The organism is Parasedimentitalea maritima, assembly GCF_005771405.1.
Classification (GTDB): Bacteria; Pseudomonadota; Alphaproteobacteria; order Rhodobacterales; family Rhodobacteraceae; genus Parasedimentitalea; species Parasedimentitalea maritima.
The window spans coordinates 52,290-78,562 of record NZ_VAUA01000015.1; the positions used below are offsets into that span (position 1 = coordinate 52,290).

Here is a 26,273-nt window from a genome sequence, read left to right on the forward strand (position 1 = left end):
GCATATTTCGCCTCTTAAAACAGGAAGTAGCGTTGGGCCATCGGTAGGACCTCAGCTGGTTGGCAGGTCAAAAGCTCACCGTCGGCGCGCACTTCATAGGTTTCGGGATTCACGTCCATTTCGGGCGTGGCATTGTTCAGGATCAGATCCGACTTGCCGATGTTGCGAGTGTTGCGCACCGCCACGGTCTGTTTGGCCAGACCCAGTTTTTCACGAATACCGTCTGCCTGTGCCGCCTCAGATACGAATGTAACCGCATTGTTTTCCAGTGACCGGCCATAAGCGCCAAACATCGGGCGGGTGTAGACAGGTTGCGGTGTTGGGATCGAGGCATTTGGATCGCCCATCTGCGCACAGACAATGCTGCCCGACATAAGGACCATCTCGGGCTTCACGCCAAAGAACGCCGGGCTCCACAGCACCAGATCGGCGCGCTTGCCTTCGGTTATGCTGCCGATTTCATGGCTGATGCCATGGGCAATGGCCGGGTTGATGGTGTATTTGGCAATGTAGCGGCGTACCCGGAAGTTATCGTTCTCGCCGGTTTCTTCTACCAAACGCCCGCGCTGTTTCTTCATTTTGTCGGCGGTCTGCCAGGTTCGGATCAGCACCTCGCCGACACGGCCCATTGCCTGACTGTCCGACGCGATGATCGAAAAGGCGCCCATATCGTGCAGAATATCCTCTGCGGCAATGGTCTCGCGCCGGATCCGGCTCTCGGCAAAGGCGACATCTTCGGGGATGGATTTGTCCAGATGGTGACAGACCATCAGCATATCCAGATGTTCTTCCAGTGTGTTGACGGTAAAGGGCCGCGTTGGGTTAGTGGAGGACGGGAGGACATGCTCTTCGCCACAGATCTTGATGATATCAGGCGCATGACCGCCGCCGGCACCTTCGGTATGGAAGGCGTGAATGGTGCGGCCCTTCATGGCGTTGACAGTGTGTTCGACAAAACCGGACTCATTCAGTGTGTCTGTGTGGATCATCACCTGAACGTCCATGGCGTCGGCGACACCAAGGCAACAATCTATGGTCGCAGGGGTGGTGCCCCAGTCTTCGTGCAATTTCAGCGCACAGGCACCGCCTTTTACCTGCTCTTCCAGCGCAAAGGGTAAGCTGGCGTTGCCCTTACCCGCAAAGGCCAGGTTCATCGGAAAAGCATCGGCTGACTGCAACATGCGCCCGATATGCCAGGGGCCAGGGGTGCAGGTGGTGGCTAGGGTACCATGCGCCGGGCCGGTGCCGCCACCCAGCATGGTGGTCAGGCCTGAGTGCAGCGCGTCCTCGATCTGTTGGGGGCAGATGAAATGGATATGGCTATCGAAACCGCCCGCCGTCAGAATTTTGCCTTCACCGGCGATGATTTCGGTGCCCGGGCCGATGATGATGTTTACGCCAGGTTGGGTGTCAGGGTTGCCTGCTTTACCCAGTTTGGCAATGCGCCCGTCCTTCAGACCCACATCAGCCTTGAAGATACCTGAGTGATCAATAATCATCGCGTTGGTGATTACCGTATCCACCGCCCCATCGGCGCGGGTGACTTGCGACTGGCCCATTCCGTCGCGAATTACTTTGCCACCACCGAATTTGACTTCTTCGCCATAGGTGGTCAGATCGCGCTCGACCTCGATAATCAGATCGGTATCGGCCAGACGCAGACGGTCGCCCGTTGTGGGGCCATACATTGCGGCATAGTCGGAGCGTTTGATTGTGGCTGGCATCTTGTGGCCTCCAATGCGTCGGATACGGTGGTGTCTTGCGGATTTTTTGAGGATGGTTCGGCTGGTAGCGACGGTAAGTTACAGGTTCCCCATCACTTTTTGATTGAACCCATAGATCCGCCGGTCCCCGGAAATAGGGACCAGGTTCACCTCGCGCCGTTGTCCCGGCTCGAACCGCACCGCTGTTCCGGCGGCAATGTCGAGCCGCAGGCCATGTGCCACGGTCCGGTCGAACTCAAGTGCCGAGTTGCTTTCGGCAAAATGGTAATGGCTGCCAACCTGCACCGGACGATCGCCGGTATTGGCAACCATCAGCGTCACCGCCTTGGTTCCGTCGTTCAGTACCATATCGCCCGCGGCTGGAAACAACTCTCCAGGGATCATTTGCGGCTGCTGCGCGCATAGGCTAGCGCGGCGGCACCAGCGATGGCTGTCAGGCCCAGCACAACCGGCAACCAGCTGCTGGCTTCATGCGGGTGGATATGGGCGCCACTGTGGGCCAGGGCAGGGGAGGCAAAAGCGATCAACGGTAGAAATATCAGAGTTTTCATCGGAATGTCCTTATCGAATGGGGTTGTGAACGGTGACAAGTTTGGTGCCGTCCGGGAATGTGGCCTCGACCTGCACTTCGGGGATCATCTCGGCGATGCCCTCCATGCATTGCTCGACCGAGATGATCTCGGCTCCGGCTTCCATCATGTCGGCAACGGATCGGCCATCCCGGGCGCCTTCGACAACGGCGTCGGTGATCAGAGCAATCGCCTCGGGGTAGTTCAGTTTGACGCCACGGGCCAACCGCTTGCGCGCGATCTCGGCGGCCATGGCAATCAGCAGTTTGTCTTTCTCGCGGGGGGTCAGGTTCATATCAGAGTCTCCAGCACAGCGGCAGACCGTTGTCAGTGAGCCGGTCAAGAATGGGTAAAAGGGACTTGCGCAGGACAAAGCTGTCTTTGGCGAGCATACGTAACACCAGCAGGTCATCGCCAATCAGCGACACACCTCCGGTGTCAGGCAAGGCGTCACGTAAGAACGTCAGGTGACGCCCTGCATCCGGAGCAGTGAATATCAGGTTGGCCATGGCATTTGCGCCATTGGCCACGGCGGGGCGGGACAGTTTGGCTGTAATGTCCCCGTGCAGCCGAACCGCATCGTAATAGAGACGCTGTCCATTGCGACGTATGTCGATACAATCGTTGAACCGTGCGTTACTTAGCACTTCGCCCATGGCAATTCGGCCAAATACCAGCGGTTCGACCACCAGCAACGTGGCATCTTTGGCCAGATTTGCGGTGAGATGGCGTTGGAAGGAACAATGGTTATACAGAATGGTTTCTTGCGGCATCCAGTTCAGGCGCGCACCGGTGCCAACACGCAGGCGGGTGTCCATCCGACCAGTCTGTCCTGGCTGCGCGCGATATACCCGCTCTGCGGCTTGGGTGGTTAGGGTCATATGACAGTTGCCTACAGCCTCTACCGAAATGGAGAAACGGTCACCGCCGGTTATGCCACCCGCAGTATTTATCATTACGGCCTCAAGGCCGGAAACCCTGCGCGGGAACAGTAGTTTAAGCGCACCAGACTGGCGCAGATTTGCTAGGCAAGATTTGCCGCTTTTGAGATGCCCAACAACTCGCATAGCCCCAATGGCACGGGGTTGCGCAGCCTCTGCTGTTGCAGCGTTTATGTCTTGGCGAATGGTGATGCCGGTTTCCTCGATACCCTGTTCTCGACAGAATATGGAGCACATCAAGGTAGCGATAACTAGAAAACCGGCAGTGTAAGCTGGGGCACAAAAGGCGGGTGGGTAATAATTGGGCGCACCTGCAATTATTCGCCTAGAAATTGATCATTTGTAATTTTTGCCCAGAAATTAAGGGGTGCCGCAGTTGCCAATCATCCGGTCAAGCAGAACCTCTGGTGCCACTGAGAGCGCAATCATTTTTGTGATCTCAGTAAAAATAGGTGTGTGACGACCAAACGAATTGGACCTCGATGCGGCCGCCACACGATTTGCAACAAACGTTGCAGGGTCGACGTAGTAGTGCCGTCTGTAAAAGGCAAGTACTCCTGCGCGCTCTGTCTGGAGAGATACGATGACCTTTTTAAAGAAAACCGCAGCTAGCGTACTGGCCTTGAGCGTCATGACTGGTGCGGCATTCGCCGGTGACACAATCAAAGTTGGCGTTCTACATTCGCTGTCCGGCACAATGGCCATTTCAGAGACAACGCTGAAAGACACCATGTTGATGCTGATCGAAGAGCAAAATGCCAAAGGTGGCTTGCTGGGCAAGCAACTGGAAGCTGTTGTGGTTGACCCGGCGTCGGACTGGCCGCTGTTTTCTGAAAAAGCGCGCGAACTGATCTCTGTACATGATGTTGACGTGATCTTCGGCAACTGGACTTCTGTGTCTCGTAAATCGGTTCTGCCGGTGATTGAAGAGCTGAACGGCCTGCTGTTCTACCCAGTTCAGTACGAAGGCGAAGAAAGTTCGAAGAACGTCTTTTACACCGGTGCCGCACCAAACCAACAGGCGATCCCAGCCACCGATTACTTCCTCGAAGAATTGGGCGTAGAAAAGTTTGCACTACTGGGCACCGACTATGTCTACCCCCGCACAACCAACAACATTCTTAAGGCCTATCTGCAGGGCAAAGGTGTTTCCGACGGCGACATCTTCGTCAACTACACACCCTTTGGTCACTCGGACTGGTCTAAAATTGTTGCAGACGTTGTAGCACTGGGGGCTGACGGAAAAAAAGTCGGCGTGATCTCAACCATCAATGGCGACGCAAACATCGGCTTCTATAAAGAACTGGCAGCAGCTGGCATTTCGGCTGACGATATCCCTGTTGTTGCCTTCTCAGTTGGTGAAGAAGAACTGTCTGGTCTGGATACCTCCAACCTCGTTGGTCACCTGGCAGCCTGGAATTACTTCCAGTCGGCAGACACCGAGGTCAACGAAGCCTTTGTCGCCAAATGGAAAGAAACCATGGGCGAAGAACGTGTGACCAATGACCCGATGGAAGCACACTATATCGGCTTCAACATGTGGGTGAACGCCGCTACGGCTGCTGACACCACGGATGTGGATGCTGTCCGTACCGCGATGTACGGTCAGGAATTCGGCAACCTAACCGGTGGTACTGCGGTGATGTTGCCGAACCATCACCTGGCCAAGCCGGTTCTGATTGGCGAAATTCAAGATGATGGCCAGTTCGACATAATCAGCCAGACAGATGAGGTCGCAGGCGACGCCTGGACTGATTTCTTGCCGGAATCTTCGGTTCTGAAGTCCGATTGGAAAGACCTGGGTTGCGGTATGTACAACACCACAACACAGACCTGCGTTCAGACTTTGTCGAACTACTAAGGTTCGAAAAATATATGACGAGAGCCGTTGGGCTCTCGTCTCTTTCTGGGCGGGCTTATTACTATGTTACGAACACTATTTGCGTGCCTTGCACTGATGTGCTGGTGCCAGACCGGGCTTGCCCAGGAACTGACTGTGCAGGAGATCCTGCAACAAAACAAAAAACTGGTCGAGAAATCGTCGCGCAAAACCATTGGACCGGTGATCGCGCAAATTGCCGCCAGCAATTTGTCACAGGCGCAGGTTTTCCTTGAGGCCTGGGGTAGCAAACAGGTTTGGCAGCGCCGATCTGACGGGTTGTTCTTTTTTGGAACCGAAGTGGCCAAACGCCAATATGAGCTGACTGATCCCGACAGTGGAGAGGCAGTTGGCGAGTTTACCAAGAAACAGTTGAAGCAGCTAAAACCCAACAGCGGCGTGCGGGCGCTGATCGCCACCGCCCTGGTTCAGTTCCAACTGTTCGACCCAGATCCCGCCAAACGGGCCGAGGCACTTCAGACGATGGAACGCGTCCCCACTGCCATGCATTTGGCCCCGCTACGGCTCTCGATTGATAATGAGCAGGACGCCGACCTTAAGGCGCGCAAATCTCGGCTGGAACGTCTGCTGACCATTTCCTTTGATCCCGATACGGCCACCCGTGTCGCGGCGATCCAATCCTTCGAAGGTGGTCTTGGCGTGGATGTGAGGGCAACGCTCAATCCACTGGTGGTTACTTCTATGAACATCACTTCTGGTGATTTGCCGACAGATGAAAACATCGCGCGCGTCATCAAACCCGGCAGCGAATATCTGAGCATGCCTGCGGCCTATGACCTCTTGGTTGCCGGCAAACTTGCACCGCCTGCCACCTCAGCCGAAGACATCCGCGCGGCGCTGGTTGCGCATATCGACGGCGGTCAGGTTGCCAAAATTTCGGTTGCGCAACTGTCCGATCCTGAAATCCGTCGGCAGGCCTATGACAGGTTGGCGGAACAGTCCTTGGTACCCGCCTTTATTGGTGAAGAAGACATCGCCAAAAAGCTGCTGGGCTATAGGTTTTATGAAACATTCGCAGAAACTTCCGTCGCAGTGACCGATGCCGCGCAGGCGGCCTTGTCCAAGATCGACTTGAATGTCGGTATGAACCAGACGCTGGACCTGACGCTTGATGCGATCTCTCTGGCATCTATCTACTTCCTCGCTGCCATCGGTTTGGCCATCACCTTTGGTGTGATGGGCGTGATCAACATGGCCCACGGCGAGTTCATCATGATGGGAGCCTATACCGGCTACGTAGTACAGCAAGTCATTCCAAACCATACGGTTTCCATCCTTGTGGCGCTGCCGCTGGCTTTTGCGGTGACCTTTGCCGCCGGTGTCGTGATGGAGCGGCTGGTGATCCGCTACCTGTACAACCGCCCACTGGAAACGCTGTTGGCAACATTTGGCATCTCAATCGCACTGCAACAGCTGGCCAAGAACATTTTTGGCACGCAGGCGCGACCACTGACAGCGCCGGGTTGGCTGGATGGGGCCTGGGTTATGAACGACGTGGTGTCGATCAGTTACATCCGCATCGCCATCTTCATCCTCGCGTTGATTTTTCTGTGCGTGTTCCTGTTTATCATGAAACGCACCCGGCTGGGGCTGGAAACCCGCACTGTCACCCAGAACCCGCGCATGGCTGCTTCGATGGGAATCAACCCTGAGCGAGTGAATATGCTAACATTTGGTCTGGGCTCGGGCATTGCCGGGGTAGCAGGCGTAGCCATCGGGCTGTTTGCCAAGGTTACTTCGGAAATGGGCAATGACTATATCGTGCAAAGCTTCATGACCGTGGTCGTCGGCGGCGTTGGCAACATTTGGGGCGCGCTGGCCGGGGCCACCATGATCGGCTTCCTGCAAAAAGGTATCGAGTGGGGCTACCCGTCCAACACGTTGGCCGCGCAAACTTACATGATCATCTTCATCATCATTTTCATCCAGTTCAAACCCCGAGGCATTATCGCGCTCAAGGGTCGTGCGGCAGGAGATTAACTTATGCGGACATCCTTTATCGCAAAATACCCATCGGTGCTTGTTTTCTTGCTGGCACTGGCGAGTTTTACCATCATCGTGACTATCCTGTCCGAGGGGTTTGGCATCGGGGTGATTTCTACCAGCTTTATCAAGACGCTGGGTAAAACGCTCTGCCTGTGTCTGATTGCGGTCGCCATGGATCTGGTCTGGGGGTTTGCCGGAATTCTTAGCCTTGGGCATTTCGCCTTCTTTGGGCTGGGCGGCTACATGATCGGCATGTGGCTGATGTATGAACGCACCCGGCTGATCGTGACTGAGGCATTGATGCAAGGTCAGATTCCGCCAACTGGGAGTGAAGTGATCGACAGCATCGGAAGTCAGATCTTTGGGGTGGTTGGCAGCAATGAGTTTCCGCTGATCTGGACCTTTGCCGACAGTTTGGGCCTGCAATTGCTGCTGGTTGTTTTGGTGCCGGGTATTCTGGCGCTGGTCTTTGGCTGGCTTGCCTTTCGCAGCCGGGTCACTGGCGTCTACTTGTCGATCCTGACCCAAGCCATGACGCTGGCACTGGCGCTGTATCTGTTCCAGAACGACAGCGGCTTGCGTGGCAACAACGGCTTGTCCGGTTTGCAGAATTTGCCCGGCGTAGAGGCCCCACAATCCATTGTGTCGATGTGGTTCTTTCTCGCCTCTGCCATGGCATTGGGTTTGGGGTATTCATTGGCCGCATGGATTGTGTCGGGCAAGTTCGGCTCGGTCCTGCGTGGCATCCGCGACAATGAAACCCGCGTGCGGTTTCTTGGCTATTCGGTCGAAGGTTTTAAACTGGCCATCTTTACCCTGACGGCCTGTATCGCGGCCATCGCCGGGGCGCTGTATTATCCGCAGGCAGGTATCATCAATCCGGCTGAAATAGTGCCCATCGCATCAATCTATCTGGCAGTCTGGGTCGCCATCGGGGGCAGGGGGCGGCTGTATGGCGCTGTTATTGGCGCGGGTTTTGTCAGTCTAATCTCGACTTGGTTCACTGGTGGTAAGGCCCCCGATATTCCGCTGGGGTTCTACACCATTAAATGGGTCGACTGGTGGCTGGTGCTGCTGGGCCTGTCCTTTGTTGGGGTCACATTGTTTGCGCCCAAAGGCATCGGTGGGTTGTTTGACCTTATGAAAAAAAGGAGGGCAAGGCATGAGCACACTTCTTGAGGTATCCGGTGTTTCGGTCAGCTTTGACGGGTTTAAGGCCATCAACAACCTTTCGTTTCAGATAGCTGATTCTGAGTTGCGCGCGGTGATTGGTCCCAATGGGGCGGGCAAGACCACATTTATGGATATAGTGACCGGTAAGACCCGCCCGGACGAAGGGCGGGTGATCTGGGGTGAGAGATCGGTTTCGTTGCTGCGGATGAATGAGGCCCAAATTGCGCGCGAGGGCATTGGCCGTAAGTTTCAGAAGCCGACGGTTTTCGAGGACCAGACTGTTCGCGAAAACTTTCTAATGGCATTGAAAAAGGATCGGGGTGTTCTGTCAGTTCTGCTCTTTCGGCCCAGCAAGGCGGACCATGAACAGGTCGATGCTCTGGCCGAAGAGGTTGGTTTGCTGGCTGAACTTGACCGCTTGGCTGGAGAACTAAGCCACGGCCAGAAACAATGGTTGGAAATCGGTATGTTGCTGGCACAGGAACCACGCCTGCTGCTGGTCGACGAACCTGCTGCCGGCATGACACCGGAAGAACGTGAACACACATCCGAACTGCTGGTGCAAGCCGCCAAAACCCGCGCGGTTGTGGTGGTGGAACACGATATGGAATTTGTCCGCCGTCTGGGCTGCAAGGTCACAGTCCTTCACGAGGGCGCGGTATTGGCCGAGGGATCACTGGATCACGTGACCTCAAACTCTGACGTCATCGACGTCTATCTGGGGCGATAACATGCTGAAACTCAAAGACCTCACGCTGCATTACGGGCATTCACAAATCCTCCATGACATCTCGATGGAGGCCAAGTCCGGCGAAGTCACCTGTGTCATGGGCTGTAACGGCGTTGGGAAAACCAGCCTGATGAAGGCGATCACTGGCACCCATTTACGATCCGGCGGCCAGATGTGGTTGGACGGTCAGGAGTTGGGTATGGACTCGGCTCATGTTCTCGCCCGTGCGGGCATTGCCTCGGTTCCGCAGGGCAGGGACATCTTTCCGCTGCTGACCGTGCGCGAGAATCTGGAAACCGGATTTGCCTGTCTGCCGCGGGACCAGCACCATATTCCCGATCACATCTTTGACCTGTTCCCGGTTCTGCGCGACATGATCAACCGTCGCGGTGGCGATCTGTCCGGTGGCCAGCAACAGCAACTGGCTATTGGCCGCGCGCTGATTACCAAACCCAAGCTGCTAATCCTTGATGAACCGACAGAGGGCATTCAGCCCAATATCATCCAGCAAATCGGCGAGGTCATCAAACTGCTGCGCGACCAGGGCGAGATGGCGATCATTTTGGTCGAGCAGTTCTTTGAATTTGCCTATGGGTTGGCGGATCAATGTGTGGTGCTGCGACGTGGCGAGATCATACTTGAAGGGGCGAAGCAAACGCTATCCCGAGAAGTGCTATTGGACGGGGTTTCAGTTTGAGATTGTTATGAGGCAAAATTAAAATATCTGCCTCATGACTTGTGGTATCAGCGGCGGACTCTTTGATTGTTGTCATCAAAAAAGTGCAGATGCTCTGGTTTGAAGAGCAAGCCCACTGTTTGTCCCACCTCAAGATCGGTATCCCCGCTGACCCGTACTGTCAGTTTCTCGGTGCGTCCGTAGTCCATGATCAGGAATGTATCGGCGCCGAGGTATTCTATGACTTCGACCCGGGCGTCACACTGTCCGGTGTTGGATGTTGTCAGTTGAATGTGTTCGGGGCGGATGCCGACATGCTTGGCCGACTGTGTGAATGGGTAGGAGGCACCACCGCCGGCCGTTAGGTGATACTGTCCATCCGAGATTGAACAGGGCAGGATGTTCATTTTGGGGCTGCCGATGAATTGCGCCACAAATAGATTGGCAGGGCTTTCATACAGTTCCCGCGGGGTTCCGACCTGTGCGATATGGCCATATTCCAGCACCACAATCCGATCCGCCAAAGTCATCGCCTCAACCTGATCATGGGTCACATAGATCATGGTGCGTTTTAGCTTCTGATGTAGCTTGGCGATTTCATAGCGCATTTCCACCCGTAGGGCGGCGTCGAGGTTAGACAGGGGTTCGTCAAACAAAAACGCGGTTGGGTCGCGTACGATGGAGCGGCCAATGGCCACCCGCTGGCGTTGTCCGCCCGACAGATCCTTGGGGCGGCGATCCAGAAAGTCGGTCAGCTTCAGAACTTGGGCGGCGTGTTCAACACGCTCTTTGATTTCCGATTTGGGGGCACCGGCCACCTTGAGCGAAAACCCCATATTTTCAGCAACCGACAGATGCGGGTACAGGGCATATGACTGGAACACCATGGTCAGCCCCCGCTTGGACGGAGGGTGATCAGTGACATCCGTGCCATTGATTCCTATAGCGCCGCGCGACGTATCTTCCAGCCCGCCAATCATGCGTAGCAGGGTGGATTTGCCACAGCCCGATGGACCAACAAAGACCACAAACTCGCCATCCTGAATATTCAGATCGATACCTTTGATCACCTGAACATTGCCAAACCATTTTTCGACGGACTTTAGTGCGATGCTTCCCATTAGGTTCTCCCCGCCCAAGCCAGCCACACCGCGGCAGTCCAAGTGAATGATTTGCCCCCGGCGGGGCTGCCTGAGAGCGGGTCAAAGTATTCCGCAAACCCGTGTTCAGAGATTAGCGCCCCCGTTTTGCGCGCAAGCTCGGTGGCTTCTGCGTGATGTCCTTGCTGCTCAAGCCCTAAGCCGATTAGCATGTTGACCACTGCCCAGGTTGGGCCACGCCAGTATCTGCGCGCATCAAATGTGTCGCTATCTGGATCATTGCTGGGCACCGGGTAAGGGACGGTTTCCAGCGTGTTGCGTAGCCTGTCCATCATTTGGTCCGAGTCGATGCCGCCCAGCCAGCACAAATAGGATGCGCTGGATACACAGCCTGCCCATTCGCCACTCAACACATCACGAGAGTCAAAGGCGCCAAGATCGGTGTTCCACAAGGTGGCGGCTCCGGCTTCAAGGGTTTTAATGTCCTCGGTCAGGCCGGTCGTGTCAAAGCCCAGTTCAGTCCCCATTGCCAAAAGATCCCGTGCTGCCCCCAGTGTGGTGAAGGTCATTGTTGGATCCGCCACCCGGAACGGGCTTTGTTCACGTAGGGCGGCCTGATCCCAGTGCAGGTTGCGGCCCAGCTGCACCAATTTGATATAACGGTCGTAATCGAAATTTGTTGGTCGGTCGTCACTATTGACGTGTGTGGTGTCGCGCCGGGTGTATTCACCTACGTCAGAGGCATCCATCCGGGCCATGGTTTTATCCCAGTCGGGAGCATTGTCGCGGCCTGTTTCCCAGGGATGGGTGGTACAGACAGCACCGCGATCCAGTCGCCATTGCATGATCCAGCGATGCCAGGCCAGCATCTTGGGATAAAGCGCGGTCAGGTGTGTGGCACCTGCGCCAGTGTCTTTTTCCCAAACCCGGCGGGCCATACTGGCGGCAATCGGGGGCTGAATTATTCCTGACGATGGGATTGGACCATCACATCCCCAAACATCGGGTCCGGGAAAATAGCCGGGATCGGGTTGGTGGAACAGGATGTGTGGGACCATGCCATCTGACCATTGCCCGGAAAACAGGGTTTCCAGTTCGATCCAAGCGCGAGTGATGTCGAACTCGGCAAAGCCCAATGCGGCAATCGCGCTGTCCCAGTTCCATTGGTAGGGGTATAGCCCCTTGGTTGGAATGGTATAGCAACCCTTATCGTTTTGGATCAGGATCTGCCGGGCGGCTTGGCCTAGGCTGTGTGTTGTCGTCATTTGGGTCATCCTTTGACAGATCCGGCTGTCAGGCCTTTGGTCATGAAACGTTCAAGTCCCAGGAACAGCGCCATGATAGGTAAGGTTGCAATTACCGCGCCTGCCATCAGGTGTTGTCTGGGGATTTCGGAGGAGTTGAGCATCGACACACCCCGCGTCAGCGTGAACTTTGAGGGGTCGTCCAACAGCATGAAGGCCAACAGGAATTCATTCCAGGCAATCATGAAAACATAAAGCGAAACCGAAGCCAGCGCTGGCAGGCTGAGCGGTAGGGTGATTTTCCAGATCACCGACAAGCGCGAGAGCCCATCCATCAGACCTGCCTCTTCGACCTCGGTTGGCAGGCCACGGAAATAGCCCTGCAACATGTACAGCGCCACAGGCACTGTAGTGACTGGATAGATCATCACGATCCCCAGGATCGAGTTACGCAACCCTGTCATTGAAAAAACAATGTAGATTGGCAATGCCAGCACGATCATTGGCACCATGTAGATCAGCAAGATCGAGCGCGAGAACGCCTTTTGCCCTTTGAACCGGAACCGTGCCACCGCATAGGCGCCGGGCACGCTGAACAACAGGGTGATGAACACAGTCAGCACCGAAACGTAAAACGACGTCCAAAGGTAGGTACCAAAATTGAAATCGGAAAACAGCTCGGCATAACTTCGGAACAGGTCCCAACCGCGGCTAAGTTCGATCGAAAAGTCCAGCGGGTTTTGTAGCAGCTCTTGTTGTGATTTCAGGCTGGTCATTACCATTACGTAGAAAGGAATAATGACGATAGCGGTGAAGAAGATATAGCCGAACCCAGTGCAGAACCGGATCACGGCGGCTTCGAATTCATGGCGTGTCAGTGTGGCAAACGGCACATCAAACAGGATTGCCTGAAGTGAAAGATGCAGGATAGCCGCCAACGACACCAGAGTGATCAGGCGTGAGGTCAAGGTTACCTCAGGGCCGATCAAAATTGGGCCGAATTCCGTCAGGCAGGCCAAACCCACCATTGCGCTGACCGTCAGACGTATCAATCCATTTGGAGCAGGAAAACGTACAAATGACCATCCAATCATGGCCCCCCAGATCAAGCTGAGTGTAACCTGTGGGCGGAACAAAGCACCAGTTGCAAAAGACATCGTTACAGCAAGGGTGGAGGCGATTACGACCAGCCACAGAGCGCCCAGGATCGGGCCGGTTACATAGCCATTGCGCATCACAGACCCTCCTCTCGGCTGATGAAACGGAAAAAGACAAAGCTGAACAAAAGAAGACACAGCAAAATCACCACAGCGACCGCAGCCCCGGCGCCGATATTTGAGATGGCAAAGGCCTGTTCATAGACATTCACGGTCAGGGTGCGCGTTCCGGCATTGCCGCCTGTCAGCAGAAAAATGTCGTCGAATTTGTTGAAGGTCCAAATGAAGCGCAGCAGGAACAACACCGACAGGATGCCCAGCAGCTGCGGGATGCTGAGAAGCCAGAATTTCTGGAACGGAGATGCCCCATCCATGTCAGCGGCTTCGTACATGCTGGTATCAATGGATTGCATCCGGGCCAGAATGAACAGGAACGACAACGGAAAATAACGCCAGATTTCAAACACCGTCACCATGATCAGTGCCAGCGGGCGATCGCCAAAGAAGTTGATTGGCGTTTGTGCCAGCCCCATTTGCAGTAACAGTGCATTGGCAGATCCCGAGAATGGGTCAAATAAGGTTACCCAGGTGAAGGCTACGGCAATGACAGGCGCGACATAGGGAAACAAGTACAACCCGCGAATAAACCCCTGACCTCGAAAGCTTTTGTTCAACAGTAATGCAGCAAAAAGCCCCATGACCAATGCGCCGATAGTTCCAAAAACCGTGTAGAACAGGGTGATCCAGAGAACTGACCAAAATTCGCCACCGTCAAACAGACGGGTGAAGTTTTCCATGCTGAATTCAAAGTTTGTCAGCATGCTTGGGCCTGCACCGGTCATGGCAGGTTTGGTCTCTTTGACCAGATCCTCCAACGCGTCCACATCGTCAGTTGCCAAGACCGGCAGCCGTAATCTTTCGCGAGCGCCACCGTCCATGTCGCCGAAATCACAAAACAGGTTGCGATTGGTAAGGTGGCAGTGATCTGGCAGGTCGTCTTTTAGCGTCAACCCCGGGGGCAAAGTATCGCTGAGAGTCACACTGGTAATTGCAATCTCTTGGCTGGAATTCCGAATCCGGTATTCGATGCGCAAATTGTCACCTTCTCCCCGCAGGCTTTCCCGTACGATTGGTGCAGGTGGCCGCAGATCGGTCAGGGTGAAGGGTTTGAAACTGATCCAGATGATCGCCAGTAGCGGCAGGACCACAACCAAAGAAATACTGATCATCGTCGGGGCTAAAAGAGCCCAAGCCAGACGCGCCTCGCGTTTGGCCAGAGCCCCCGAACCGGAAGGAGGGAGTGCCGTAGACATAGAAAACCTCGAAGGGGGATGGCAGCGGTACAACCTCCGCTGCCAAATTAGATTCGGCTTAGTTGATTTTCGACAGTTCGTCGTTCATCGCAGCAACTGCAGCCTTGGCATCGATTTCATCGTCGATGTATTGTCGCACCACCCGGTTGATCGCCTGACTGTTGATGATCTTGGACGCCAGAGACAACTGTCCCTCAGCAACGCCCCAACGTTTGGCCACGTCCAAACCGCCGACGATCTCGTCGATCATGAATTGCTCATACAGCCCGCCCAATGGGGCTTTGCGGTCGACGCCAACCGGCAGTTTTGACCAGGCCTCGGTAAAGGCTGTTGGGTTGTCCGCAGTGCCGCGTCGAACCGGGAACTTGCCCTCAGGTGCAATCGACAACGTCTGGGTATATCCGTCATCCATCGCAAATTTCACAAAGTCCATTGCGGCATCGGTGTCTGCATCAGATGTGATGCCAAAATACCGAACATCCCCCCAGGCTGCGCCATCCGGGTTTGAAGGCCCAGAGAAGTTGGTCACAATCCCTGTTTTCCCGGCGAGGGCTGGGGATGTTGGGTCATCGTTGATTGTTGGCGGAGCGCTATCACGAAGACCGGCCAGTTCGTCCAGAATAAAGGGGGACCAAATGATCATGGCGGCCTGACCCGAGAAATACAATTCGCGCGACTGCTTCCAGTAGAGTTCGCCCGGAGGTGACGCTTTGGCAATGGCCTTGTAAAAATCGAGTACTTCGATGGTGCTGGCTTCATCCAGCGCGTTCAGGCCGTTTTCATCAACCGGGCTGACACCGTTGGCCAAGAACACATGTTCCAGAACCTGACTCATAAAATTCTCGTCCACCTTGGTTGCGGCAACAAAACCGTACAATTCAGGTGGGTTGTGCAATTTGGCCAGTGCTGCCTGCACATTGGCAAAGGAATTCGGAGCGTCCAGACCGTGCTGTTCGAACAGATCCTTGCGGTACACAACCATCTGGGTCCAGCCATCGACCGGAACAGAGGCGGTTTCACCTTTGAACGCGGCCATGGCAATGGCGCCGGGCGCAAATGTGTCGGTGCCCAGATCAGCAATCACTTCGCTGGCGGCTTCGGTGTCGAGAATGCCGGCTTCTGCCCAAGGCAGTGCATACTGTAGCGTGTGGTAGATCACATCGGGCAGATCGCCCGCAGCATAAGCCGCTGTGGCGCGGGTCCCAAGATCGCTTTCGGTCACTGGGATAACTTCGACCGACGTCCCGGTTTCTGCCTTGAACAGGTCTGCCATTTCTTGCTGTTTAGCCAGCCGTTCGGGCTGTTCTTCTGTTGTCCAGAACCGGATGCTATCCGCCTGTACTGACATGGCCGACAGGGCCAGTGCCAAGGATGTGCCAAGCATTAGCTTGGCTGTGTAGTGACGTGACATGTTTAGTCCTCCCCTAAAATAGATCACTGTTTTGTATTTTCTCTGCCAATTCTGTTGAGCTGAGCGCAGGTGGGCCATCGGAGTCCCGTTCGATCAGCTGAGCCTCTTGCAATTCGCGTAACTGGTCAGCCGGTTCCCCTCGGATCTGACGGACCAGCAAACTTGCAAGACGTTCCCCGGCCATGCGGGTATCGACGTCATATGTTGTCAAAGCTGGACGTACATATTGGCTTTCTGGCACGCCGTCGTAACCGATTACGGACACGTCCTTGCCAACGGTCAGTCCCAGTTCAGTTATGGCCTTATAAGCGCCCAGTGCCGCCATGTCGGTTGCATAGACAATTGCGGTTGGGGGCTGGTCCAATTGCAACAACGCGCGGGTTTCGGCAGTCCCCTCGTCGCGTGTTCTGGCACCTTTTCTTAACAGATCTGGATCTGCTTGGAGTTTGGTCGTGTGCAATCCTTGGGTAAAACCTTCGCGGCGCAATTGGCTGTAGTTGAATTCGGGGTCGCTGCCGACGTAGCCGATACGATGATGACCCAAGTCGACCAGCCGCAAAACCGCGTCGTGCATTGCAGTTTCGCCTGAAATATCGAACCAAGAGACATCTGGTTCGATCTGTTTCTGACCATGACCCGTGCGCCCAAACATGGTGTAGGGCACACCAAGCCGACGCAGCAGCTTGACACGTGGGTCCGTGACCTTGGTTCGTGGCAGAATGAACCCATCGGCTTTGCGTTCTTCGATAAGCCGGTTCAGCACCGCATCCATATCTTGGTCAGACTTGGCTGTTGAAATGGTCACTGTCCAGCCAAAGTCACTGGCCGCTTCGCAGGCTCCGGCAAGGAACTCTTGCAGGAAGGGATTGTGCTTGTCCGGTTCGTCATTTTGAAGAACCAGCGCTATGGCCCGAACCCGACCTGTACGAATGGCCTGGGCGTGACTGAGTGGCCGATACCCCAATTTCTGCGCAGTTCGCTCAACACGCCTGCAGGTTGATTCAGAAATATCTGAATAGCCGTTCAGGGCACGCGACACTGTGCTTTTCGACATACACAGGTGGCGTGCTAGGTCATTGATTGTGACCCTCCCCCCAATCTTTGGAGAAGAAGATGTCTGGCCTTTGACCAAAGTGATGCGATTCGTGTTCATGAGGCGATGATTTGTTCCGAAACCGGTTTCGGCAACGGCTAATTATCTTTTTATCAGGGCATCAGTTCGCACACCACCTGCGCGCGGTGCTTGAACCACGGTAGTGTGGTTGTTCTGGCCCACTGGAATTCCTGATCAACAGACAGTAGTCTGTTACAATCGTTTGGGTAGAAATGGGACTGGCACCTTCGGGAGGAGGAGAAGTTGCCAGCCCCAAAAAATAACGGGTTCCGGGAGGAAAGTCCGTCAGGGTTCGATGTCAGGTAAACTCTGGGAGGAGCGAGCGCCGACATCTGTCGATCCTGCCCTTAACGGGCAGACACCGATTTCGGAATGGATTGCGCCCATATTGGGCTAAATCCAATGTTCAAAGACCGTCGTATTCGTAGCCGATCAGGTATACTGCATGCTGCGCAATATCTTTTCTGGCAAGGCCGATTTGTTTCAGTTGCTCGTCTGTCAATCGGTTTAACGCGGACTGCATTTTGGCGATTTTTACCCTGATCATGCACTGCGCGGCAGTATTGCGAACCGTGGTTGCCCATAATCTGAATGTTGACCAGGCACTGCCAATGACATCCTGTGATTGCGCCCAGAACATCGAGCTGTGCTGCGTGCTGTTATCATTGTTCATTTGGCGACCTTCAGCTGAGCGGCCTCGAGGGCCAGCCTGCGAATGTGCGACCGAGAAATTCCAAGATCAGCCAAGTTCCGGTTTGTGAGGCTGTTGAGTTCGTGAACGGTGGCGCGGTATATGCTCCGCCGCTTGTTGGCCTGCTGAGCAACAAACAAATAGTGCCTAAAGCGTGAGCGCAGGTAATCCAGAATGGCTGGAAAACGAGCATTGTTACCGGAAATTGCTATCGTCATCTTGCGCTTCCTTTTTTGTCGCTGCGGTGCAGTATTTGTGCTGCACTGCAGAGATAGCGCAAACATTTCGCCCCTCCAATCCAGTTGATGTGCATAGGGGGCTTTCCAAACGGGAAAGGGTACGACGCATGATGGATGCATCAGCGCAGATGTTGGTTTTTGTGAAAGTCGTTGAAATGGGAAGCATTTCAGCGGCGTCGCGCGCGAGCGGACAAACACCATCGGCCGTGAGCAAACAGATAGGGCGCCTGGAGGACCGGATCGGTCGTCGACTTCTGCACCGCACCAAAGCGGGTGTGGCCGTGACAGAGGATGGCCGGAAGTATTACGAAAAGTGCCGGGCAATGGCTGATAGGTTTTTTGAAGCAGAGGATCATTTCTCCACGGTCAATGATCGGCCAAAGGGCACGATCCGTGTTGCCTCCAGCGTGGTTTTTGGGAAGTCGCAGCTTATCACTGCTTTGCCCAAATTTCTGGATCTCTATCGTGAAATCACGGTGTCTCTGGAGCTGACCGACCGGCATGTCGATCTTGAAGAAGAGGGATTTGATGTTGCTATCAACTTTGCGGAGCAACTGACAAACCCGAATGTCATTGCGAAGAAGATCATGAAGAACGAACGTATCCTCTGTGCCTCGCCTGATTTCATCGAACGTCATGGCAGACCCAAATCTTTTAGCGACCTGTCGAACTTTAACTGTCTCCGTACGTCCAACTTTGTCGGCCGGAACGCCTGGAAGGCCCATCTGGATGGTGTCAGTCATACGGTTGATGCAACCGGCAATTTTGCAGGCAATAGCGCCGACGCTGTATATAAGGCAGCGCTGGCCGGCTTGGGAATTGCGCGATTGTCCACTTATCTTGTCGCTGAAAGAATTGCCTCGGGCGATCTCGTCAGATTATTTCCCGAATATACCCAAAAGAATGCGGATATTGCTGTAATATTTGCCAACAAACGCAACCTTGCCCCCAAGACCCGGGTGTTTGTAGATTTCTTGGCGGATCGATTCCCTAGGCATTAGTGCTGTCGGCCAGAGTAGCCGAATTTGCAGAACAGCCATTTGAAGGCCAGGTCGGCAGAAATTGGTTGCGATAAGCTCTGCCATCTCTTGCAGATAAAGTTCCCCGAAAAGTCTTGATCCGACGGCACATCCTGTTCCACTTGGGGAATGTCAGCTGCAAATGGATAGGAGCATAATACGTGGCATTAGCGTTGTTGCAGGGATCAACTACAGCTCGAAACGCGCCCTACCCGAGAGGGGTCGAGTCCGGTAGGGGGCAGAATGACACCCTAAGGGCTTGTCTCAGCGATTTGGCCACCTGTACTCGCCTGTGATGAGAATATGTGCCCATCCAAGGGGTGAGATATGCGCCAGAAGCGCTGCTGAACAGTCGAGACCAGCACGTTTTCGCTGTGCGACGGCCTTACCAAGCTGATCTGTGTTCCAGTATATTATGATGGCGGCAAGAAGGTTCAGACCCGCCATACGGTAATGTTGGCCCTCAGATGTACGATCCCTGATCTCGCCCTGCCGCCCGATGCGGAGGGCGTTTTTCAACGCATGATGGGCCTCGCCTTTGTTCAAGCCGATTTGCGCGCGTCGCTGCATATCGGCATCAAGCAACCAATCGATGATAAAAAGTGTTCGTTCGACCCGTCCGATTTCCCGAAGGGCGATGGCAAGATCATGCTGGCGTGGGTGGGCGGCAAACTTTCGCAGGAGCTGACTGGGCGGCATGACACCAGCCACCATGGTGGCTGCGCTGCGCAAGATATCAGGCCAGTTTGTTACAATCGTGCCCTCCCGGATTTTGCCACCAATCAACCCCTTCAGTTCCCTTGGGACGCCGCTCGGATCAAAGACATACAGACGTTTTGACGGCAAATCCCGGATGCGAGGTATGAACCGGTATCCAAGAAGGGACGTCACAGCAAAGACGTGGTCGGTGAAGCCGCCGGTGTCAGCATATTGCTCGCGTATTTTCAGACCTGTTTCGTTCATCAGCAATCCATCAAGAATGTACGGGGCTTCGCTCACCGTCGCGGGTATGTTTTGGGTGGCAAAGGGGCCAAACTGATCAGAGACGTGAGTATAGGCCTTCAGTCCCGGTTCGTTTCCATATTTTGCATTGATGAGATTCATGGCCTCACCCTGTCGTGAGGCAGGAAAAAACTGTCCATCACTCGACGCGGTCAGGCCACCACCCCAAAATTGAGCCATGGGCAAGGCTGACTGTGCTTTTATCACCATGGCCAACGCCCGGTTGATGGCGTCACTTTCAATATGCCAGCGCGACAGGCGAGAGAGCTGGGAATACTCATGTGTGTTGGTGGCTTCGGCCATTTTGCTGAGGCCAAGGTTCAGGCCTTCTGCGAGCAGGACGTTCAAAAGCCCAACCCTGTCTTTGCAGGGTGCGCCTGTGCGCAGATGGGTGAACGCATCGGCAAAGGCAGTGACCTTCTCAACGTCCAGCAGCATGTCGGTAATCCGCACATCGGGCAGGCGTCGGTAGAGATCAAGGACAAGCTCATCTGCCTCAGCAGGAACGACGGCGGTCAGGCGGTCAATTTTCAGGATCCCATTCTCAATGGAACCGCCCGGAATGGCACCAGCTTTGGCGGCAATGGCTAAGCGCTTCAAGCCATCGGTCATGCGTGCCTTACGATCATCCAACCATTCCAGTGGATCGAAGGGAACCATCAACCGAGGCGTGGCCTTTGCCGCTTCAATAGGCACCAAAACCTGTTTCAGATCGCCGTAGCGCCGTGAATGGGCCAGCCAAATATCGCCAGACCGGAAGGCATCACGTAGGTGAGACATCACGGCCACCTCCCATAAGCGGTGAGAGTCATGGTCAGTAGTCTGGAGATGACGGAGCCACTTTGAATTGCGGCGCAGGAAGGTTATCGGTCTCTCTGCCACATCCTTGTTATCTCGTATAATTTTGGATGCGGCCATCAGCGGTTCTGCTACCGAGGCCGCCTTGATATCCAGCGCACGAAGCATTCGCGGCGCATAGCGGCGAAGCCGGTGATAACCCTGCACAACATGTGTCAAAGGCTCAGCGGACATCGTATCGCTTAGCTGCGCCGCCGTTGCGACAAGGCTTTCGAGATTGCGCCACCCGCAGGCAGCTGTAACTGCTGGGTCAAGGGGCGCATCATCCCCTTTTGCTTCGAGCAAAGCCGTACCCAAACGCTTAAAAGAGCGCAGTGTTTCCTGTAAAGATGCCTTCGCTTCGTTGACCTGTGTATCGCACAACCTCTTGGCATCCCGCCAGATTTTGCCGACAATGCGATCATGGTTTTCCACAACGGCATCAGCAATGGCCGCGCGCCATTCCACTGTACATACGGCTAAAATAGCCAGCCGTCGGGCGCTGGAAATATCACGCAAGCCATCTGTAAAATAGCGCTCACCCTGGCGACGCAGGCGGGTAATCTGATGTGGCGGAATGCTGTCAAACATACCGGAGGGCAGTTCAATGCTTTGCAGAAACTCCAGCCGGTCCAGCAGTCGGTTGATGTCTGCTGAGTTCTTACCAACCTCGAATTGGCGCAGCCAGATAAACCGGCTAACATGACCGTCCACGTTTTCGGTCAGCAGAGCATCGAGCCGATCTTTCATCACATCACTAAGGTGATTGACGATGCGTGTTTCAATCTGCCGCTCTGCCGTAACAAGAGCATCAGCACACTGGCGTTCAATGACCGAAAAACCCGGTAATATAATCTGTGCGCTTTGGCACCGCTTTATGAAGCGTTGGGCCAGATCCTCGTTGGAACGCGCCACCTCAGCCTCGCTTACAAGCCAAGCCTTCAAATCACGGGCACCACGTCCGCAAAACATCTTGTAGCCGTAAATCCTTCGAAGGGCCTCAAGATGTTGCTGCCGAGTCTGGCGACGGTCGGCGTAGGAAAGAAGGGCTTCGCCCGTAATGCCCAACTGTGCCCCAATAAAGTGAAGCATTTTCTCCGGGATGACCTCACCGTGCGATAGGAGCCGCCCTGGATATCGCAGTGCACACAACTGAAGCGCAAACCCGATCCGGTTTTCTGGTCGCCGCCGTTCATGGATATGCTCAATGTCATCATCGGCAAGAGTATAGTGGTGGAGCAGTAAGCTCTCGTCGGTCGGCAGGTCGAATAGATCTGCACGTTGCCGATCTGTTAAAATATGGCGTCTTGGCACTTCAAATCGTCCTTGTTAGTCAGTAGTCTGTTCAGGACAAATCGAGCACCAGTAAAATCAACGGCTTACAAGGTCAGAATCCGAAGGGGTTCAATTGGGACAGAAAGCGGCCATCTACGCCAGGGTTTCCACATCAGACCAATCCTGTGATCGGCAGGTTTCTGAGCTGACAGCTTTTGCTGAACGCGGTGGCTTTGATGTGATTGGCATCTTCAAAGAAACCGCTTCTGGAACCTCTGCAAACAGAAGTGCCCGCAATCGACTAATCGATCTAGCTCAGGCGCGTAAAGTCGATGCAATCCTCGTGACGGAGCTTTCTAGATGGGGTCGATCTACCCAAGATCTTCTGGACACGATGAACAAACTGGCAGGCTGGAAAGTCTCGGTCGTAGCGATGAGTGGTATGACCTTCGAACTCGAAACACCGCACGGCCGTATGATGGCCACCATGTTGGCCGGAATAGCACAGTTTGAGCGGGGCTTACTCAGCGAAAGGGTGAAATCAGGTTTAGCAGCCGCACGCGCACGCGGGAAGAAACTTGGCCGCCAACCAGGACAGAGGCCCAAATCCGACAAGCTCGCACCGAAGGTTATTCAAGCCGTGACTGACGGCCGATCATACCGCTGGATTGCTCGTGATCTCGGCATCAACAAGAACACAGTGCTTGAAATCATGAAACGGCACCGCGAAAACCCTTAGGGTGTCATTCTGCCCCCTACCGGACTCGACCCCTAGAACTCCATCTATTAGCTGACAGGTGATTGCATGCAATCAGAGGTGGTCGCGGGAATTCGGACCAGTAGTTAAGGTGGATCAACTTGTTAGAGAGATGATCCGAAATGACGAAACGGAAGAACCATTCGCCGGATTTCAAGGCTAAGGTTGCGCTTGAAGCAATCCGCGAAGAAATGACAATGGCGGAGTTATCGAAAAAGTACGGCGTGCATCCCACGCAGATTGGGACTTGGAAGCGTGCCGCGGTTAAGAATATGGCTGCGGGGTTTTCCAAGCGAGGCGGTGATCCAGTGCATGCCGATGACGCCGCGATAGACAAACTTCATTCCAAGATTGGTCAGTTGGTGGTGGAGCGCGATTTTTTGAAACGCGCCTGGGATCGTTGAGCAAGGATCGCAGGCAGATGTGCATTGAAAGAAACCATCCGAAGGTCAGCGTGCGGCGGCAATGCCAGATGTTGTCGCTGGCACGTTCAAACCTATATTACGCCCCAAAAGGCGAGAGTGCTGAGAACCTGCGGTTCATGGAAATGATCGACAAGCAGTTTCTCGAAACACCATGGTATGGGTCTCGGCAAATGGCGCGACACATGCAGCGACAGGGTCACAAATGCGGTCGCCATCGTGTGCGCCGTCTGATGCGGCTTATGGGGTTCGTCCTAACAAAGGTACGCAATGCGACATGGCGTTCGCAGTATGATGTTGGCGTGATGGCATTATTCCTGTTTTTGCACCTCCCGTTTTGCCGCGCCGTTTATGCGGTCTTTTTCGGGGGCAGTATGCCAAGGGTATCGCGGAGCTTTTCCTCAGAGAAGTCATACTCGCCGAGCATGTTGATGTGAGCCCATGACATAGGCGAATGGGCTGTAATCAAACGTATCAGATTTTCCCTAGCCTCTGCCTCTGGCGCTTTTTCGACCTGTCTGGCGAGGTAGAGATAGTTCCAGCAGATGATGCTATTTTTGATCAGGCGATTGCAGGCCTCGGCGATTTCTTGTTCCTCTTTTTCAACCTGTGTGTACTCGCGCGGGTTTCCGACAGCCACGGCGCGGGTAAAACGGTTAGCCAGTTCAACTTTGTTGAGCTGTTTTTCGATGACTTGTCGCATGGCGAGATCGTCAATGTATCGCAGAATGAACAGGGATTTGATGATTTGACCGAAGGCCTTGAGAGTCTGATAGAGCGCGTGCTGGCGTGAATAGGAATTCAGGCGCCGGAAGATGTCGGAAGCGGTATTCTCTTTGAGCTTGATGGTGGCCACGAGGCGTAGCAGATCATCCCAGTTCTCTCGAATGACGGTTTCATTGATGGTCTTGTCAGGGCGGATGACCCAGCTTGCGTCGGTCTGATTTTTCGGTTTGAAGATGTAGAGGGTCTGTTTGCCGATCCCCTTGATGCGGGGGGCGAAGGAAAACCCCAGCAGGTGGGTCAGAGCAAAGACGGCCTCTGTGTAGCCATGGGTATCGGTGGAATGAATGTCACTTTTGACGACGTCATTGTGCATCAGCCCGTCGATGACATAGGTGCTTTCGCGATCTGAGGCGCTGATCATCAGGGAGTGCCACAGGAAATTGCGCTCATCGACGAAGGTATAGGCGCTGACGCCCTGTCCCTGTCCGAAGTATTTGAATGATCGGCTGGCATGCAGGCTGTCTCCACGCACCTCGAATTTTTGGCCGTCACTGGCGGTGTGGAGATGATCCTGCGTCTGACGTTACATGTTGGGCAGTTCCATCGCATCCATGGCCTTGATCACGGCATCATTGGCCGCCCGAATATTCTCCAGTGAGAAGCGCCAATTGACCGTATGATCCAGCTCGCTTTCGGTGACGCTGGAAGAAATCCGAGCCATCTTGCGCACGCCGATCCCGCAACCCAACCCCATGATCCCGGCCAATAGCGCAGGGTGGGAAGCCGCTTGGCGCACATTAGTCTGCTGCCAGTGTTCAAAGGAGCGCAGCATGTCGCAGTGATTATTGACGGTTTCCAGAACCTGCGCGAGCGGCACATCGTGCCGCTGGGGAAAGAGATAGCCCAACGGATCGGCTTCACGGGCATCGAGCGCCGGGGTAGCAATGTGAAAAGTCCCATCCTTGCGCAGCTTCAGGTGGGGATTGCTGGCCGCGCGACCATTCGTTGCCTGGTATTGAGCGGAGAGCGCGGAATTCAGTGTGGCTAGTGCAGGGGCGGGATCAACAAATTCTGTCAGGCCTGCCCGTTCCAGCAGGTGGATCTTTTCGCGCTGCCAACGTTCTTTATCGATCAGGTAGGCGTCCATGGGTCGATATTTGTAAGACTGTTCGACGTTAAGGTCGCCGGACTTGATAGCAGTGGCGACGGCCTGAAATAGAAAGACCTTGTAGAGCGATCTCCGGAATGAACCGTCCGCCCGTACAAGCGCTGCTTTTTGTCCTGCATACAGAAAATCCATCGGCGCGTGGTTGGTAGACAAGTCTCCTTCTGCCTTGAAGTGATCAATTGCATCCAGAAGCGCTGTGGCCCTTTTGTTCGGCATGAAGTAGAGCGCCCGTAGCAATGGACTGAGGCGATTTTGCAATTTCAGCGACCGCGCTTCCAGAATGTCATGCCAACTGGCATCACTCGCGGTCGCGGCCAGATCATCCTTCAACTGGTCGAAATCTTCCGTCTGTCCCTTATCGAGAAGGGCCAGTGTAGATGTGACCTTTTCCGCATCTGACAAATTTGCCGCAGACATGACGCTCTGAATACCGCGTAGAACCCCAAAGACGGAAACCTCCAGGCCATCGACGACAACTTCGATCTGGTGCTGCTGCTCTTTGCGATCCTGTACGAGCGCGTCTTGATATTCTCGGGCGGCCGCAGATTTGAAAGAGGCCATGACGCTGAGCCAGAGATCAAGCATGTTATCCTGGCAGCGGTAGAACTGATGGGCCACAAAAGCTGTGGCATGGATATAGCGGTCGTTCTGATCCCGACGCTGGATCTGAAAAATTTCCGAACGCATAACGCTGCCTGCAAAATATCGGATGCCTGCGATGCCAAGATCAAGTTGTGAAAGAATGTTGCTCAACTCGTTATGCAGCTCAGACAATACCTCAAGATCAGCAACGGCTTCCTTGATCCTTGAAGGGCTGGTCGATTGTGACAGTTTCTTGAGAAGGGTCAGGCGATACCGGTTCTGATCATCTGGGGCCGTGAACAGGTCATCAAGCAGATTCCGCGTCTCGGCAGGCAATTGACTGTCCATCAAGGCAATCAGCTCTGCCTTGCGGTCGTGCAAACCAGCACGGATCAAGTCGCTCAAACGATAGGCAGACGGCACTTGGATACGCCGCTGGATCAGGAAATCCACGCAGCGATCAAGGATCAGCCGGGGCTTCAGATGCATCCGGGCCATTGTGGCAATCTCGGTGGTC

The 26,273-nt window shown here is 54.6% G+C and carries 23 protein-coding genes and 1 pseudogene; 9 read left to right on the top strand and 15 right to left on the bottom strand.

Annotated features, from left to right (window positions below; all coding sequences use genetic code 11):
* Positions 1-14: 14 nt before the first annotated feature.
* The 5 genes from ureC to FEE96_RS22600 form a co-directional block, all read right to left on the bottom strand.
* Positions 15-1,724 carry an urease subunit alpha gene (gene ureC / locus FEE96_RS22585; RefSeq protein ID WP_138165395.1) on the bottom strand — a complete coding sequence of 570 codons (1,710 nt, stop codon included), beginning with the start codon at positions 1,722-1,724 and terminating at the stop codon, positions 15-17.
* Between the two features lie 78 nt (positions 1,725-1,802).
* The gene (locus FEE96_RS22590) at positions 1,803-2,108 is read right to left on the bottom strand and encodes an urease subunit beta (RefSeq protein WP_138165396.1); all 306 of its coding nucleotides are present in this window, start codon (positions 2,106-2,108) and stop codon (positions 1,803-1,805) included.
* On the bottom strand, positions 2,105-2,275 hold the full coding sequence (locus tag FEE96_RS23630) for a hypothetical protein (RefSeq protein ID WP_171021796.1): 171 nt from the start codon (positions 2,273-2,275) through the stop codon (positions 2,105-2,107). Before FEE96_RS23630 ends, FEE96_RS22590 begins: the two co-directional genes overlap by 4 nt.
* Positions 2,276-2,285: 10 nt before the next feature.
* Positions 2,286-2,588 (bottom strand): urease subunit gamma, encoded by a 303-nt coding sequence (locus FEE96_RS22595; RefSeq protein WP_138165397.1) that lies wholly within the window; start codon positions 2,586-2,588, stop codon positions 2,286-2,288.
* Position 2,589: 1 nt separating this feature from the next.
* Positions 2,590-3,471: an urease accessory protein UreD gene (locus tag FEE96_RS22600; RefSeq protein WP_246079574.1), complete on the bottom strand. Its 882-nt coding sequence runs from the start codon at positions 3,469-3,471 to the stop codon at positions 2,590-2,592.
* Between the two features lie 346 nt (positions 3,472-3,817).
* On the opposite strand from FEE96_RS22600, the gene urtA reads away from it, so the two are divergent.
* The 5 genes from urtA to urtE all read left to right on the top strand — a co-directional run bounded on the left by urtA (position 3,818) and on the right by urtE (position 9,720).
* On the top strand, positions 3,818-5,095 hold the full coding sequence (gene urtA / locus FEE96_RS22605) for an urea ABC transporter substrate-binding protein (protein ID WP_138165398.1): 1,278 nt from the start codon (positions 3,818-3,820) through the stop codon (positions 5,093-5,095).
* A 63-nt stretch (positions 5,096-5,158) separates the two neighbouring features.
* A complete protein-coding gene (gene urtB / locus FEE96_RS22610; protein WP_138165399.1) occupies positions 5,159-7,114 on the top strand; it encodes an urea ABC transporter permease subunit UrtB in 1,956 nt (651 codons plus the stop codon).
* 3 nt (positions 7,115-7,117) lie between these two features.
* Positions 7,118-8,299 carry an urea ABC transporter permease subunit UrtC gene (gene urtC, locus FEE96_RS22615; RefSeq protein ID WP_138165400.1) on the top strand — a complete coding sequence of 394 codons (1,182 nt, stop codon included), beginning with the start codon at positions 7,118-7,120 and terminating at the stop codon, positions 8,297-8,299.
* Positions 8,283-9,023 (top strand): urea ABC transporter ATP-binding protein UrtD, encoded by a 741-nt coding sequence (gene urtD, locus FEE96_RS22620; RefSeq protein WP_138165401.1) that lies wholly within the window; start codon positions 8,283-8,285, stop codon positions 9,021-9,023. Before urtC ends, urtD begins: the two co-directional genes overlap by 17 nt.
* Before the next feature lies 1 nt (position 9,024).
* Positions 9,025-9,720 carry an urea ABC transporter ATP-binding subunit UrtE gene (urtE, locus tag FEE96_RS22625; protein WP_138165402.1) on the top strand — a complete coding sequence of 232 codons (696 nt, stop codon included), beginning with the start codon at positions 9,025-9,027 and terminating at the stop codon, positions 9,718-9,720.
* 47 nt (positions 9,721-9,767) lie between these two features.
* On the opposite strand, the gene FEE96_RS22630 is transcribed toward urtE, so the two are convergent.
* The 8 genes from FEE96_RS22630 to FEE96_RS22665 all read right to left on the bottom strand — a co-directional run bounded on the left by FEE96_RS22630 (position 9,768) and on the right by FEE96_RS22665 (position 17,947).
* On the bottom strand, positions 9,768-10,820 hold the full coding sequence (locus FEE96_RS22630) for an ABC transporter ATP-binding protein (protein WP_138165403.1): 1,053 nt from the start codon (positions 10,818-10,820) through the stop codon (positions 9,768-9,770).
* On the bottom strand, positions 10,820-12,064 hold the full coding sequence (locus FEE96_RS22635; RefSeq protein ID WP_138165404.1) for an MGH1-like glycoside hydrolase domain-containing protein: 1,245 nt from the start codon (positions 12,062-12,064) through the stop codon (positions 10,820-10,822). Before FEE96_RS22635 ends, FEE96_RS22630 begins: the two co-directional genes overlap by 1 nt.
* A 5-nt stretch (positions 12,065-12,069) precedes the next feature.
* Positions 12,070-13,278: a carbohydrate ABC transporter permease gene (locus FEE96_RS22640; protein WP_138165405.1), complete on the bottom strand. Its 1,209-nt coding sequence runs from the start codon at positions 13,276-13,278 to the stop codon at positions 12,070-12,072.
* On the bottom strand, positions 13,278-14,513 hold the full coding sequence (locus FEE96_RS22645; protein ID WP_138165406.1) for a carbohydrate ABC transporter permease: 1,236 nt from the start codon (positions 14,511-14,513) through the stop codon (positions 13,278-13,280). Before FEE96_RS22645 ends, FEE96_RS22640 begins: the two co-directional genes overlap by 1 nt.
* 58 nt (positions 14,514-14,571) lie before the next feature.
* Positions 14,572-15,924, bottom strand: a complete 1,353-nt coding sequence (locus tag FEE96_RS22650; protein ID WP_171021797.1) for an ABC transporter substrate-binding protein — start codon at positions 15,922-15,924, stop codon at positions 14,572-14,574.
* A gap of 13 nt (positions 15,925-15,937) precedes the next feature.
* Positions 15,938-17,077 carry a LacI family DNA-binding transcriptional regulator gene (locus FEE96_RS22655; protein ID WP_138165407.1) on the bottom strand — a complete coding sequence of 380 codons (1,140 nt, stop codon included), beginning with the start codon at positions 17,075-17,077 and terminating at the stop codon, positions 15,938-15,940.
* A 367-nt stretch (positions 17,078-17,444) separates the two neighbouring features.
* The gene (locus FEE96_RS22660; RefSeq protein ID WP_138165408.1) at positions 17,445-17,711 is read right to left on the bottom strand and encodes a DUF1127 domain-containing protein; all 267 of its coding nucleotides are present in this window, start codon (positions 17,709-17,711) and stop codon (positions 17,445-17,447) included.
* Complete coding sequence (locus FEE96_RS22665) at positions 17,708-17,947, bottom strand: DUF1127 domain-containing protein (RefSeq protein ID WP_138165409.1); 240 nt, start codon at positions 17,945-17,947, stop codon at positions 17,708-17,710. Before FEE96_RS22665 ends, FEE96_RS22660 begins: the two co-directional genes overlap by 4 nt.
* 128 nt (positions 17,948-18,075) lie before the next feature.
* On the opposite strand from FEE96_RS22665, the gene FEE96_RS22670 reads away from it, so the two are divergent.
* Positions 18,076-18,969: a LysR family transcriptional regulator gene (locus FEE96_RS22670; protein WP_246079578.1), complete on the top strand. Its 894-nt coding sequence runs from the start codon at positions 18,076-18,078 to the stop codon at positions 18,967-18,969.
* Between the two features lie 282 nt (positions 18,970-19,251).
* Here the strand turns inward: FEE96_RS22670 and FEE96_RS22675 are convergent, their stop codons facing one another.
* Positions 19,252-22,140, bottom strand: coding sequence for a Tn3 family transposase (locus FEE96_RS22675; RefSeq protein ID WP_138165410.1), 2,889 nt, complete (start codon positions 22,138-22,140; stop codon positions 19,252-19,254).
* Between the two features lie 94 nt (positions 22,141-22,234).
* On the opposite strand from FEE96_RS22675, the gene FEE96_RS22680 reads away from it, so the two are divergent.
* The 3 genes from FEE96_RS22680 to FEE96_RS24190 all read left to right on the top strand — a co-directional run bounded on the left by FEE96_RS22680 (position 22,235) and on the right by FEE96_RS24190 (position 23,717).
* Positions 22,235-22,840, top strand: coding sequence for a recombinase family protein (locus FEE96_RS22680; protein ID WP_138165411.1), 606 nt, complete (start codon positions 22,235-22,237; stop codon positions 22,838-22,840).
* 140 nt (positions 22,841-22,980) lie between these two features.
* Positions 22,981-23,262, top strand: coding sequence for a transposase (locus FEE96_RS22685; protein WP_138165412.1), 282 nt, complete (start codon positions 22,981-22,983; stop codon positions 23,260-23,262).
* A gap of 137 nt (positions 23,263-23,399) precedes the next feature.
* On the top strand, positions 23,400-23,717 hold the full coding sequence (locus FEE96_RS24190; RefSeq protein ID WP_425467358.1) for an IS3 family transposase: 318 nt from the start codon (positions 23,400-23,402) through the stop codon (positions 23,715-23,717).
* Here the strand turns inward: FEE96_RS24190 and FEE96_RS24070 are convergent.
* Positions 23,630-26,254: pseudogene (locus tag FEE96_RS24070) on the bottom strand (Tn3 family transposase). The gene FEE96_RS24190 and the pseudogene FEE96_RS24070 overlap by 88 nt on opposite strands.
* Between the last annotated feature and the right edge of the window lie 19 nt (positions 26,255-26,273).